This window comes from Prescottella sp. GW823-FHT02E09 (assembly GCF_058797375.1).
In genome coordinates, this window is the sequence record NZ_JBXAJP010000006.1 from 196,609 (window position 1) to 210,120 (window position 13,512).

12 protein-coding genes are annotated in these 13,512 nt (G+C 69.0%); 5 read left to right on the forward strand and 7 right to left on the reverse strand.

Annotated elements, in window-relative coordinates:
• The first annotated feature begins 7 nt into the window (after positions 1–7).
• The gene (locus AC1RIF_RS17110) at positions 8–1,438 is read left to right on the forward strand and encodes a hypothetical protein (RefSeq protein ID WP_492602552.1); all 1,431 of its coding nucleotides are present in this window, start codon (positions 8–10) and stop codon (positions 1,436–1,438) included.
• Between the two features lie 69 nt (positions 1,439–1,507).
• Here AC1RIF_RS17110 and AC1RIF_RS17115 read toward each other — a convergent pair whose 3' ends face one another.
• Positions 1,508–3,649: a 3-hydroxyacyl-CoA dehydrogenase NAD-binding domain-containing protein gene (locus AC1RIF_RS17115; RefSeq protein ID WP_492602553.1), complete on the reverse strand. Its 2,142-nt coding sequence runs from the start codon at positions 3,647–3,649 to the stop codon at positions 1,508–1,510.
• 31 nt (positions 3,650–3,680) lie between these two features.
• Positions 3,681–4,895 (reverse strand): acetyl-CoA C-acetyltransferase, encoded by a 1,215-nt coding sequence (locus tag AC1RIF_RS17120; protein WP_492602554.1) that lies wholly within the window; start codon positions 4,893–4,895, stop codon positions 3,681–3,683.
• A gap of 237 nt (positions 4,896–5,132) precedes the next feature.
• Between AC1RIF_RS17120 and AC1RIF_RS17125 the strand changes: the two genes are divergently transcribed.
• Positions 5,133–6,848, forward strand: a complete 1,716-nt coding sequence (locus AC1RIF_RS17125; protein ID WP_492602555.1) for an amidase — start codon at positions 5,133–5,135, stop codon at positions 6,846–6,848.
• Between the two features lie 17 nt (positions 6,849–6,865).
• Here the strand turns inward: AC1RIF_RS17125 and AC1RIF_RS17130 are convergent, their stop codons facing one another.
• The gene (locus AC1RIF_RS17130) at positions 6,866–7,129 is read right to left on the reverse strand and encodes a hypothetical protein (protein ID WP_492602556.1); all 264 of its coding nucleotides are present in this window, start codon (positions 7,127–7,129) and stop codon (positions 6,866–6,868) included.
• Between the two features lie 152 nt (positions 7,130–7,281).
• Here AC1RIF_RS17130 and AC1RIF_RS17135 point away from each other — a divergent pair, with 152 nt between their 5' ends.
• Positions 7,282–7,839, forward strand: coding sequence for a TetR/AcrR family transcriptional regulator (locus tag AC1RIF_RS17135; protein WP_492602557.1), 558 nt, complete (start codon positions 7,282–7,284; stop codon positions 7,837–7,839).
• 37 nt (positions 7,840–7,876) lie between these two features.
• On the opposite strand, the gene AC1RIF_RS17140 is transcribed toward AC1RIF_RS17135, so the two are convergent.
• From AC1RIF_RS17140 to AC1RIF_RS17155, 4 genes are all read right to left on the reverse strand, one after another.
• Complete coding sequence (locus tag AC1RIF_RS17140) at positions 7,877–8,515, reverse strand: response regulator transcription factor (protein ID WP_492602558.1); 639 nt, start codon at positions 8,513–8,515, stop codon at positions 7,877–7,879.
• Positions 8,512–10,479, reverse strand: coding sequence for a sensor histidine kinase (locus AC1RIF_RS17145; protein WP_492602559.1), 1,968 nt, complete (start codon positions 10,477–10,479; stop codon positions 8,512–8,514). Before AC1RIF_RS17145 ends, AC1RIF_RS17140 begins: the two co-directional genes overlap by 4 nt.
• A 44-nt stretch (positions 10,480–10,523) precedes the next feature.
• Positions 10,524–11,210: a hypothetical protein gene (locus tag AC1RIF_RS17150; RefSeq protein WP_492602770.1), complete on the reverse strand. Its 687-nt coding sequence runs from the start codon at positions 11,208–11,210 to the stop codon at positions 10,524–10,526.
• A 141-nt stretch (positions 11,211–11,351) separates the two neighbouring features.
• Entirely contained in the window at positions 11,352–11,720 is a 369-nt protein-coding gene (locus tag AC1RIF_RS17155; RefSeq protein WP_492602560.1) for a YbjQ family protein, read from the reverse strand.
• 234 nt (positions 11,721–11,954) lie between these two features.
• On the opposite strand from AC1RIF_RS17155, the gene AC1RIF_RS17160 reads away from it, so the two are divergent.
• Positions 11,955–12,914 (forward strand): AraC family transcriptional regulator, encoded by a 960-nt coding sequence (locus AC1RIF_RS17160; protein WP_492602561.1) that lies wholly within the window; start codon positions 11,955–11,957, stop codon positions 12,912–12,914.
• Positions 12,915–12,954: 40 nt separating this feature from the next.
• Positions 12,955–13,509: a dioxygenase family protein gene (locus AC1RIF_RS17165; RefSeq protein ID WP_492602562.1), complete on the forward strand. Its 555-nt coding sequence runs from the start codon at positions 12,955–12,957 to the stop codon at positions 13,507–13,509.
• The last annotated feature ends 3 nt before the right edge of the window (positions 13,510–13,512 follow it).

The window sequence follows — 13,512 nt, forward strand, 5'->3', positions numbered from 1 at the left end:
AGAGCCTGTGTCTGTCCGTAGACGTTTCCTGACCGCCGGACTGATGGCCACCGCCGTCACCGTCCTCTTACCCACGATGTCGGGCGCGGGTCCAGTGAGTTCCTCACCGACGGGGATCCTTTCGACGGGAAGCCTGTCCGGGGGAAGCTCCGACGGCGGGTGTGACCGCGCCTTCGCCCCCGGCGGCGCACTCGATTCCCGAGCCCAGTTGGACTTCGAGAAGACGGTGACGGCGGTGGCCGCGCATCCCCTGGTACGAGCGGCGAAGGCCGAGGTCGCGGCGATGTACCGGGCCGATCGGCAGGGTGCCACCCGAGCAGGTCAGGTCACCCTGGACACGGCCGTCGACTCGATCACCATGGCGGCAACGCAAACGGTGGTCACCGACGACCCGACCGACCCCCAGTTCTCGTGGATGGTGACGGCTCCGCACTGCTGGCACGGTTTCGAGGCGGCTCGATCGGGATACGGAATCGACAACCCCGACAACGTGTATCGACACACCGCCGTCGACGGTCAGTCGTCGTTCGTCATCCAAGGGCGCATGCCGGAACAGCGACCCGCACAGCTGTCCTTCGTCCTCTACGGTGAACTACCCGGAACCGGGGCGGTGACGCGAGAGGGCGCACCGGTCCTGGCGTCGCTCACCTCGGATCGGATGCAGATCGATCCCGACGGATCGTTCACGATCACCGTCGATCCGGAGCCCGCCGACGGCCGCCCCAACCACATCCGCACGACGGCGTCGGCCCGACTCCTCATCGCACGGGACTCGCTGAACAACTGGGCCGAGGAGCGGCCCTCGCACCTGGAGATCGAGCGCACGGCCGGACCCGCAGCGCCCACACCTCGCACCCGCGAGCAACTGGCCACACAAACCGCCGACCTGGTCCGCACCATCGGACGGTACTGGCTCGACTGGGACAACACATTCATCTTCTCGAAGGCCGCCAACGATGTTCAGACCCCGACCGGACGCAGCTCCGGCTTCGGGTTCGCGACAAGTGGCCATTTCGCTCTCGGCCCGAACGAGGCGCTGGTGGTCACGCTCGATCCGGTCGGGGCCCGCTACCTCGGATTCCAGCTGACCGATCCGTGGGGCGTCGCGCGTGAGTACGTCGATCGGCCGGGCAGCCTCAACCAGGCTCAGGCGAAGCCGAACGCCGACGGCACCATCACCTACGTGATCGCCGCCGTGGACCCCGGTGCCTGGAATTGGCTGGACACCAACGGGATCGACTCCGGCATGTACGCGATCCGCTGGCAGTCCGCACCCGCGGACGTCGACCTGTCGCGGACGGTTCGGTCCGCACGGCTGGTCGATGTCGCCGATCTCGATTCGGTACTTCCCGCCGGCACCACCCGGGTCACCCCGGACCAACGGGTCGTACAGCTCGAGGACCGGGCCTCGGACTACACCGAACGGTTCCTCGGCTAGCGGTGGCAGCAGAGCACGACACCCCCGCCCGGAGAACCGGACGGGGGTGTCGTGGGTGGATCTACGTGCCTAGCCCTGCAGCGACGCCGGAGGGGTGAAGCGCTCGCCGTACTTGGCGGCGAGTTCCTCGGCGCGCTTGACGAAGCCGGCGGTCCCGCCCTCGTAGCCGGCCACGAACTGGCTCACGCCACCGGTCCACGCGGGGTAGCCGATGCCCATGATCGAGCCGATGTTGGCGTCGGCGGTGGACGTGATGACGCCCTCGTCGAAGCACTTCTGGGTCTCGATGGCCTCGATGAACAGCATGCGGTCGATCAGGTCCTGGATCGGCGGGGTGACCGAACCGGAGTTGAAGTGCTCGCGCAGGCCCTGCCACAGGCCGACACGCTTGCCGTCCGCGTAGTCGTAGAAGCCCGCGCCCCCGAGGCGGCCCTTGCGGTCGTTGCCCTCGACGAGATAGTTGATGACATCGCCGGCCGGATCGGCGGGCAGTTCCTTGCCTTCCGCGAGCGCGGCCGCCTTCGACTCGGCGCGGATCTTCTGCATCAGCGTCAGGTTCAGCTCGTCCGACAGCTGCAGCGGCGCCGCCGGGTAGCCGGCCTGCATGCCCGCCTGCTCGATCGTCGCGGGCTCGATGCCCTCGGCGACCATGCCGATGGCCTCGTTGACGAACGTGCCGATCACACGCGAGGTGAAGAAGCCACGCGAGTCGTTGACGACGATCGGGGTCTTGCGGATCGCCTGCACGAAGTCGAACACCCGAGCCAGCGACTCGTCCGAGGTCTTCTCGCCGCGGATGATCTCCACCAGCGGCATCTTGTCGACGGGCGAGAAGAAGTGAATGCCGATGAAGTCCTCGGCCCGCTTGACGCCGGTCGCGAGGTCGGTGATCGGCAGCGTCGAGGTGTTGGAGCCGAGGAGTGCGTCGGGCTCGACGATGTCCTCGATCTCCTGGAACACCTTCTTCTTCAGGTCGGGCGACTCGAAGACGGCCTCGACGACGAAGTCGACGCCCGCGAAGTCGGCCGGGTCCGCGGTGGGCGTGATCAGCGCGAGGAGCGCCTTGGACTTCTCCTCCGTGGTCTTGCCGCGCGAGAGCGCCTTGGCCTCGATCTTCTCGGAGTACGCCTTGCCCTTCTCGGCGGCTTCGATGGTGACATCCTTGAGCACCACCGGGATTCCGGCCTTGGCGCACACGTACGCGATGCCGGCGCCCATCATGCCGGCGCCGAGGACGCCCACCTTCTTGATCTCGCGCTTGGGGATGTCCTTGGGGCGCGAGGCACCCGAACCGATCGCCTGCATGTCGAAGAAGAACGCCTGGATCATGTTCTTCGCGACGCGGCCGGTGACCAGGTTGGTGAAGTAGCGCGACTCGATGAGCAGCGCGTTGTCGACGTCGACCTGGCTACCCTCGACGGCCGCGGCCATGATCGCGCGCGGCGCCTCCATCGGCGAGCCCTTGAGCTGCTTACGCAGGTTCGCCGGGATGGCCGGCAGGTTCGCGGCGAACGCCGGAGTGGCGGGGGTGCCGCCGGGGATCTTGTAGCCCTTGACATCCCACGGCTGCACGCCGGACTCGGGGTTGGCCTTGATCCACGCCTTCGCCGCGGGCACCAGTTCCTCGACCGAGGAGACCACCTCGTCGACGAGGCCGACCTCCTTGGCCTGCTGCGGGCCGCGCTGCTGGCCCTGCAGCAGCATCTGGGTCAGGGCGGTCATGATGCCGAACATACGGACGGTGCGGACGATGCCGCCACCACCGGGCAGCAGGCCGAGGGTGACCTCGGGCAGGCCGATCTTGACGCCCTTGACGTCGGCGGCGATGCGGTGGTGCGTCGCGAGCGCGATCTCCAGGCCGCCGCCCAGGGCTGCACCGTTGATGCAGGTGACGACGGGCTTGCCGAGGGTCTCGAGGCGACGCAGGTCGGCCTTGAGGGTGCGGCTGTGGTTGAAGATCTGCTCGGCGTCCTCGGGGCCGACCTTGATCATGTTCTTCAGGTCGCCGCCCGCGAAGAACGTCTTCTTGCCCGACGTCAGCACGACGCCGGTGACCGAGTCCTTCTCCGTGTACAGCCGGTCGACCGTTTCCTTCATCGACGAGATGTAGCGGTCGTTCATGGTGTTCGCGCCCTGGTTGGGGTCGTCGATGGTGAGCACGACGATGCCGTCGGCGTCCTGCTCCCAGTTGATGATGTTCTGATCGCTCACTGTTTCGTGTCTCCTGCTAGGTCCGTGAGCGTCAGACGCGCTCGATGATGGTGGCCACGCCCATGCCGCCGCCGATGCACAGCGTGACGAGGGCGCGCTTGGCGCCGCGGCGCTCGAGCTCGTCGACCATGGTTCCGGTGATCATGGCGCCGGTCGCGCCGAGCGGGTGACCCATGGCGATGGCGCCACCGTTGACGTTGAGCTTCTCGTCCGGGATCTTCAGGTCCTTCTGGAACTTCATCGCGACCGACGCGAACGCCTCGTTGATCTCGAACAGGTCGATGTCGTCGACGGTGAGCCCGGCCTGTGCGAGCACCTTGTGCGCCGCCGGGGTGGGGCCGGTGAGCATGATCGTCGAGTCGGCGCCGGACGTGGCGGTCGCCACGACGCGGGCACGCGGGGTCAGACCCATAGCCCGCCCTGCGCTTTCACTACCCACGAGCACCAGCGCGGCACCGTCGACGATGCCGGAGCTGTTGCCGCCGTGGTGGACGTGGTTGATCTTCTCGACCCAGTGGTACTTCTGCAGCGCGACGGCGTCGAAGCCGCCCATCTCGCCGATGCCCGCGAACGACGGCGCCAGCTTGCCGAGCGCCTCCACCGTGGTGCCCGGACGCATGTGCTCGTCGTTGTCGAGGACGGTGATGCCGTTGACGTCCTTGACCGGGACGACGGACTTGGCGAAGTAGCCACCCGCCCAGGCCTTCGCCGCAAGGTCCTGCGAGCGGGCCGCGTAGGCGTCGACGTCCTCGCGGGAGAAGCCCTCCATCGTCGCGATCAGGTCGGCGCCGATGCCCTGCGGTACCAGGTAGGTGTCGTAGTTGGTGGCCGGATCCAGCATCCAGGCGCCACCGTCGGAGCCCATCTTCACGCGGGACATCGACTCGACGCCGCCGGCGATGACCAGTTCGTCCCAGCCGGAGCGGACCTTCTGCGCGGCCATGTTCACGGCCTCGAGGCCGGACGCGCAGAAGCGGTTGATCTGCACACCGCCGACGGTCTCGGGCAGGCCGGCCACCGTCACCGCGGTCCGGGCGATGTCGGCGCCCTGGTCGCCGAGCGGCGACACGACACCCAGGATCACGTCGGAGATCCGGTCCTCGTCGAGGTCCGGGAAACGGGTCCGCAGCTCGTCGATCAGGCCGGTGACCAGCGAGATCGGCTTGACCGAATGCAGCGAGCCGGTGCTCTTGCCCCGACCACGCGGGGTTCGGATGGCTTCATAGATGAATGCCTCTGTGGTCACTGTGAGGTGTTCCTTCCTGTTCACGTCTGCGTGCCGCCGCAGCGACCGCCCGATACGAGGCACAGACCTCGGCTGCCTTCACCTTAGAACGTGTTCCAGTTAGCGGGAAGGACCCAAGCGATCCCGGTCTGTGACCGAGGCGATCACCGGCAATCGCCGCGAACGTCATGATCGAGCCTTTGGTCGATTCGACCGTTAACCTTCTCGGGAGTCGAGCAGCGCGGAGGGATCGAAACAATGAGTGTGGTGGGGGACGGATCGCTGTCCGGGCTGACGCGGCGAGGTTTCCTGGGCGCCGCGGCCGCGCTCGGTGCGGCGAGCGCGGCCGCGGTGGGCGCACCCGGCGTGTCCACGGCGCGGTCCACCGTCCACCGCAACACCGCCGCGCAGGGTCTGCCCGCGCCCGGATCCATCACTGCGACCGATCCCGCCCTGCTCAGCGCCGTGGAGGCCGCCAGCCTCCTGCAGTCCGGCACGCTGCATCCGCGAGAGTTGCTGGATGCCTGCCTCGCCCGCAGTGCCGCCTTCGACGGCGAGACCGGGGGCTGGGTGCGGATCTACCCCGAGATGGCCTACGAGGCCGCCGAGGCGGCGGGGCAGCGACTGTCGGGCAAGGGCCGCGCCGCCGCCGGCGACGCCCCGCTGGTGTGCGGACTGCCGTTGGCGCTCAAGGACCTGTTCGCGGTCGCCGGCCTGCCGCTGACGGCCTCGAGCCGGGTTCTCGAGGGCAACATCGCGGCCGGTGACTCCACGGTATGGAAGAGGCTGCGCGACGCGGGCATGGTGTTGATGGGTCACGCGCACACCGACGAGTTCGCGATCGGTGTCGCCACCGAACAGGTGGGCAATCCGTGGAACACGAAGTACTCCCCCGGCGGTTCGTCGGGCGGCAGCGCGGCCGTCCTCGCCGCGCGGTTCGTTCCACTCGCGACCGGCACCGACACGGGCGGTTCGCTGCGCCTGCCGGCGAGCGCGTGCGGGATCACGTCGATCAAGCCGACATTCGGCCGGTGCAGCACGCGCGGCGTCATTCCGTTGACGTGGACCCGCGACCACGCCGGACCGATGGGCCGCAGTGTCGCCGACGCCGCGCTGCTCCTCGGCGTCATGGCGGGGGCCGATCCCGACGATCCGACGACGACCGTCGGCCCCGACGTGCCGGGCGGCGGCTACCCCCTCGCCGCGAAGGGTGGCCCGACACCACTGTCGGGCAAGCGGTTCGGCGTGGCCCGTCGCAGCGTCGACGTGCTACCCGCGGCCCTCGGCACGCTCTTCGCGGAGTATCTCGATCTCATCCGGCGTCTCGGCGGCAGCATCGTGGACGTCTCGCTTCCGATCGCCGCTCCCGATATGTTGACCGGCGACTCCGCCGAGATGGGTAGTTACCACACACAGTTCGCCGACAAGCTGGGTTCGTACCGTCTCGACAACAATGCGACGGTGGCCGGCGCGGTCGCGGCGCTGGCGGTGCCGTCGATCGACTACATGACCGCCGCACGAAACCGCCTGGTGTACCAGCACGAGTACAACCGGATGTTCGCCCACCACGACCTCGATGCCGTCCTGGTGCCCGGTTCGAAGGTGGACGGGGCCAAGCGACTCGAGATCGCGGGCGTCTCGGTGTTCGGCGGCACCACCGGGGACGTGGGGTGGGCCAATCACACCGGCGCCCCCGTGGTGTGCACGCCGGCCGGGCGTTCCGCGGCGACCGGGATGCCGTTCGGGGTGCAGATCGGCGGGCGCCCGTGGGACGAGACCGCGCTGATCGAGATCGCGCTGGAACTACAGGCGGCGCGGCCGGATTGGACCGAGGCGCCCCAGGTGGCTCCGGCACCGCGGCAGATCCCGCAGGTCCGGCCCACCACTCCCGGCCCGGGCCCCGATCCGACCAACACCACCAACGTCGGATTCGGCTTCCACTTCCTGCCGACCCTGTCGACCGCGGAGATCTGATACCCGGAGTCCGCCGATCATTCCGTCGGGCGGTACCTCGCCAGGTAGCGCTCAGCCGCGTCCGACTCCGCGGCGGCAACCATCAGATCCGAGCTGAGTTCGGCTCCGTCGCCGTCCGGTTGCGCGATTGCGAAGGACCGGACCCTGAAGCACAGGACCATCGCGACGAAGGCAACGACGACTACGACACCCAGCACGGGCGCGAACGATTGGCCTCCGGCGAGGGCGGCCACGAAGCCACCGAGGCTCACGAATCCGAGCAGTCCCAGCACGTATCCCACGAACGGAAACGGGATAGCACGGACGACTCGACGAACACTCTGCACGTCACACCCTCCTCGATACGCTACGCGAATCGTATCGCAACAGCCACCGTAGCACCTGGAAGAATCGTGCCCCCGAACCACAGAATCGACGGCCCACGAGGAGAGCGATGCCCCTTTCCGGAAACGCCGATGCCCGGATCGTCGCGGCCGTACTGCACCTCCTGCGCTCCCGAGGTCCGGGGGCAGTCACGGTCGAATCGGTTGCGGCCCTGTCCGGGGTCGCCAAGACGACGATCTACCGTCGGTATGCCGATCGCCGCGAGATGCTCGCGGCCGCGCTGGCCCCACTGGCCACACCGATCCAGGTCGACGCCACCCTCGACGCCCGGCAGCGGCTGCACTGGGTCATCGAACGAGCCGTAGCCTCAGTCGAACACGGCATCGGTTTCGGCGGCATGGCCGCCCTCCTCACCGACGAAGACGTCGAGTTCAGTCGGTCGTTCCGGTCGATCCTCGCGAGTTACCGCCGGCAGGTCTCCGAGGTGATCGACGAAGCGAAGGACGCCGGCGAGTTCCGCGTCGACCTGGACAACGACGCACTCGTCGACGGTATCGTCGGCGCCTACGTCGCGGAGCAGGCGCGCCTCGGAAATGTGGACGACTGGCGTCAACGCCTGTTCGAAACGTTCTGGCCCGCAGTCGAAGTCCGCCCGCCCGCCTTCTGAAACACGCGCCGGGATTCGGGACGACGCACACCGTTCCTCACGCGCCGAGCCCGGCCTCCCGCGCCCGCACTATCGCCGCGGACCGGTCCGGCAGCCCCAGTTTGGCCAGCACGTTCGAGACGTGGTTGCGAACGGTCTTGGGACTGAGCACGAGTCGCCGCGAGATGGCGGCATTGTCGTGGCCGCGGGCGATCAGGTCCAGGACCTCGTGTTCGCGATCGGTGAGCCCCGGGAACACACCCGACCGCGGCCGCGGTGCCGCGACCGCCGCCATTGCCTTGGCCGCCACGGCGGCGCCGACGATCAAGTCACCGTGTGCAACGGCCCGGATCGCCCTCTCCACCTCGTCCGGGTCCGCACCCTTCACCAGGTAGCCACGGGCACCGGCACGGATGGAGGCGAGCAGCGAATCCTCGTCCTCGTGCATCGTCACCACCAGGACCCGCACGCCGGGGAACCGGGCACACAGCGAGCGGGTGGCGTCGATCCCGGAACTGTCCCCCAGCTCCAGGTCCATCAGCACGACGTCGACGTCGGCGGTGACGACCTCGAGTGCCTGGACCGCGGAGCTGGCCTGCGCCACCACGTCGATTCCGTCGAGGGTGGACAGCAACGCAACCATGCCCAAACGGAAGACGGGGTGGTCGTCGACGACGGCGACGGCGATGCCGCTCACGATGCCGCCAACGGCAGGCGGGCGGTGACGACGGTACCGGTGGGACAGGCGGATTCGATGGTGACCGTGCCGCCGAGCTCGTCCGCACGCTCGCGCATCGACCGCGTGCCGACACCGGACGATCCGGCGGGCTCGAAGCCCCGTCCACCATCCCGGACGACGACGGTGAGGACCGCGGATCCCGCGTCGTCGAGGTCGCACGACGCCTCGACCCGGCAACCCGACGCCCCGCTGTGCCGACGCGCGTTGGTGACCGCCTCCACCGCGATGCCGTACGCGGCCGCACTGACCTGTCGGCTCAATCCCGGCGACTCGTCCGACACATCGGCCACGACGTCGAGGTCGAATCCGCTGCGGGCGTATCCGGCCGCGAGTTCGTCGAGTGCCGCGGCGAGTCCGAGTTCGTCGAGCACGGGAGGGAACAGGCTGCGGGCCAGTGAACGGACGCCGTCGACCTGGTGGTCGAGCTGCTCCTGGAGCGAGTCAAGGAGACCGCTCGCGGCGGCCGGATCGACCGGCATGAGGTTGCGAACGCCTTGGAGTCCCAGCCGGATTCCGGCGAGCGACGGCCCGAGTCCGTCGTGCAACTCGCGCCGGATCATCCGGCGCTCCTCGACCCGCACCGAGGCCAGCCGGCGGCGTGCCGTCGCGAGATCCTCCGAGGACTGCAACACCACGAGTCCGGCGGTGACGACGGAGGCCAACTCCGACAGCGACTTCCGGGAACGGATACCGAGCAACTCGCCCGGCGGAGCGGTCACCGACAGACACCCGACCGGGGCACCGCGGTGCACCAACTCGACCGACTCCACCGCGCCGGTCGCGATCCCCCACTGCGCCACCACCGCGCCGCCCGAACGGTGGACGGTCACCGATTCGAGCCGCAGCCCCAGACCCACACCAGCGGCCAGTCCCTCGAGCAACTCGGTCGGGGTTTCGGCGCGGCCGAAGTGCCGACCCAACTCGCGCACCGCGTGTCCCGGCTCCGTTCCCGAACCGTAGACGAGCCGGTGAACTCTGCGCTGCAACCAGATTCGTGCGGGTTGCACCGCGACCGCGACGGCGGCAGCGGCCGCCACCTGCGCGCCGGTCGAGTCTCCCGCGGGCAGCAGCTTCGCCAGCACCGTCGCGACGACGACGTACAATCCGATCAGCAGCGCGGTCAGACTGCCCGCCAGCACGGCCCGGCTCACCGCCAGATCCAGTCCCCACATGCGTTGCCGCAGAACCGAGACGAAGATCGCGGCGAGGAAGAACGGCTGCACCACCAGGTGCATCGCCGGCGTGAACATCCACAGTCCCGGCCAGGTCGACGGCAGCATCAACGGGACGAACGACAACGCCATGAGCGTGGTCCCCGACGCCAGCCACCCCAGACCGATCCTCTCGTCGACGGGACCGCGACGCCACCGCCGGGTCACGTCCGCGGCGGCGAGCAGGCCGACGACCACGACGGGGGTCACGAGCGCGACAGGCGGCACATCGGCGAACGTGCGAGCCCAGAAGAACCACGCGGTGACCACCGATCCGGCCACGAGCCCGATCCGCCCCACCGCATCCAGACGGTGATCACGGACGAGCCACGGGATGACCAGGAACAGCGCGAGTGTGCCCGGGATCCACGCGGTGTTCTGCAGCGGCGACAACACGTCCACCCACGGCAGGCCGGGCCGGACCATCCCCCATTGCGAGTAGCTGTACCCCAGCGCGGCGAGTCCGATCCCGATTGCCGCGGCCCCCAGGATGATCGGGACGGGGTGCACCCGTCGGGCCAGCACGACACCCGCCACCGTCCCGTACACCGCCGCCCCGACTATGTCGACGAGGAAGAACAGCTGATTGGAGTCGATGGTCGGATCCGCGGCGAGAAGGGCCACGACGGACAGCACGACGAGTGTCCAACAGGTCACCGCCACCGCCGCGGCGGCCACGGGCGCGCCCCCACCGGCGATTCGCTCGGCCATGCTCCCCCTCCGTGTCGTGCGAGCCCGTGGAGCAGTATGAGCCGTTATCGGCGCGCCGCGTCACCGAACGCGAAACCGGCTGCCGCGACCAGAAGCCAGACCGGACCGGTGAAGCCGGCCATGTACTGCAGCGGCGACACTCCGAACAGGGCAGTGAGACCGCCGAGGACCAGCGACGCCCAGCCGATCCACCGCGGTCCCGCACCGTGCCGCAGCAGCGCCGCCGCCACCGCCAGCGCGCTCACACCGACCCCCGCCCACAACCATGGGATCGTGCCCATCCAGTGCGCGCCCACCACGGCGTACTCGGGCACCAGTTCGTCGAGGTGGCCGAGACCGAAGACCAGTTCGGTGGTGAACCCCGTGCCGAGCAGGCAGGCCGCGCTGGTGAGCACCAGCCCGCCGGCGGCAACCGCGGGCAGCAGCGTGCCCCCCGGCAGCCGGTCGGCCAGGCGCCGGGCCAAACCCGCCGCGAACACCAGCATCAGCAGCGCCGCGATCATCAGGGCCACGTGCATCACGACCATCCCGGTTCGCTGGTCGGCGAGCCGCTCCGCGATCGCCACCGCATCGCCGGCGACGCTCTCGGTGTACACCGCGTCGACCACACCGCTGGCCTGGATACCGACCACTCCGGCGAGACCGGCCAGCACCCCGCAATACGCCCACGTCCGGGGCCGGCGCTTCGATTCGACGGCCGCGTCGTCCGCCGACAACTCCGACGATTTCACTGCACTCACGGGTGCTCCTTCGGGTCGCGGCGCACCGCCCGGCCGGGCGGCGTCTGCCGGAACGCGCACACCGCGTTCGACGGTCAGCCTCCGCGGCCCGTCGTCCCGAGCACCAGGGACACCGGTCCCGACTTCCCGGGACTACTGACCGCCGTAACCCGGTTCCGCGGCGGTCTGCCTCGCCGCATCGGTGATCGGTACCGCGTAGGCCGCAGTGCCGTAGGCGCAGATCTCCGACCAGTTGCCGCCGAGGTCGGACGTCTCGAATCGCATCGCGACGATCACGTTCCCGCCCCGCTGGGCCGCCTCGTTGACCAGTCGACTCATCGCCTCGTTGCGGCTCTCGGTGAGGTTCTTCGTCATGCCCTGGAGTTCCCCGCCGACCAGCGACTTGAGGCCGGCACCGATCTGGGAGCCGATGTTGCGGGACCGGACGGTCAGTCCGAAGACCTCGCCGATCACGCGCTGGATCTCCCAGCCAGGAATGTCGTTCGTCGTCACAACAAGCATGCCGATCAGGCTAGACAACAGGTGAGACAATGTCTCGATCATTGCCAGGCGACGCCCCCGCGTGACTCGATTGAGTGTTCGTTTGAATTGTCCGAACGGCGCGGAACCGATCCGGATCACGCGGGAACCTTCCACCGGCGGTCCGGCACCCCTGGCGGCACTCGCGCCGTCGGCGTTCAATTGATTCATACACCTGAGGCACGCGGACCGACCGCGAGTCGGGAGGTCGGAACGATGTCGATGCCGCCGGGCAGGATCGAGTCACGAGACTGGGACGAGATCTCTCAGGTGGTCGCGGACGCCTACTTTCCACACACCCTCACGCCTCGCTCGAGCGGACCCACGGGCGGCGCGTACCTGCGCAACACCGGTACCGGACCGGTCCGTATCGCGCGGCTCGCGTGGGGTGCGGACGTGTCGATCCGGTCCGATCACCCCGGCGCGTACGGTGTGAACATTCCGGTGTCGGGTCGACTCGACTCGATCGTCGGCGGGCGTGAGGTGTCGTCGCTGCCGGGCAGCGCGACGGTATGCCCACCCGACACCGCGACCCGGATGCCCCACTGGGCCGCCTCATGCGAAATCATCGGTGTCCGTTTCGATCACGAGTACCTCGAACGGGAGATGCACCGGATTCTCGCGCGGCCCGATCGCCGACTCCCCGGCCAGCTGGACCTGACGACCCCGGCCGGAGCGACGTGGATGCGGTTCGTCGAATCGCTCTCCGAGCAGATGGCAGGACCGAACTGTCTGCTGCAGAACGATCTGGTCGCGAACCAACTGCTCAGCGCCGTGACCACCGCGTTCGTACTCGCGGCCGTACCGGATGACGCTGAAGCCTCGGCGGGCACGGCGAGCACCGGCGCGATGCGGCCACGAATCGTCAAGAGGGTCATCGACGCCCTGCACGGCGACCCCGCGCATCGGTGGACGGCCGGCGAGATGGCCGAGCAGGCCGGCGTGAGCGTGCGCCGACTGCAGGAAGGGTTCCGGCAGTACGTGGGCAGGAGTCCGACCGAGTATCTCAACGACATCCGACTCGTCCGCGCGCACGACGATCTCCTCGCCGCAGAACCGGGTGACACGGTCACCGCGGTGGCCCTGCGCTGGGGCTTCCCCCACACCGGCCGCTTCGCGGCGACCTACCGCAGCCGATTCGGGGTGTCCCCGTCATCGTCGCTCCGCACGATCTGACCGTCTGTCCGCCAACGTAGTCCAGCCGAAGGGATCTTCCGTGTTCTTCTCGACGTTCGTGCCGGCCCGCTTCCGCTCGCCCACTCCCGACACCACCGCCCTCGCACCTTCACGGCATCCAGTCGGCGGCCCACTGGTGCTGACGGGGCGTATCCACGACGGCTCGGGTCGGGCCGTGCGCGGCGCCTCCATCCAGGTCCGCCGCAGCACCAACGCCGGAACGGTCCACTCGGGCACGCCGACGGACACGGCCACGACCGACAGCGACGGGTGTTTCACCGTCGCGACGATCACGCCGGCGCCCTATCAGATTCCGACCGACGGCCCGACCGGTTGGTTCATCGCGAACGAGGGCTGGAACCCCTGGCGGCCGGCTCACCTGCACGTCACGGTCAAGGCGCCGGGTAGGCGCACCGTGACTACCCGCCTGTACTTCCAGCGCGACGACTGGATCCGGCACGACGCCCCGGCGACGTCCGTCATCGATCCCCGTCCCGGAATCGGCGGAATCAACCGCGCCACAGTCGACTTCACACTGGAGGAGTCGTCGGTACCGACGGACCCGATCCGGCGCCCGTCGGCCGCACCCGCCTAGCCG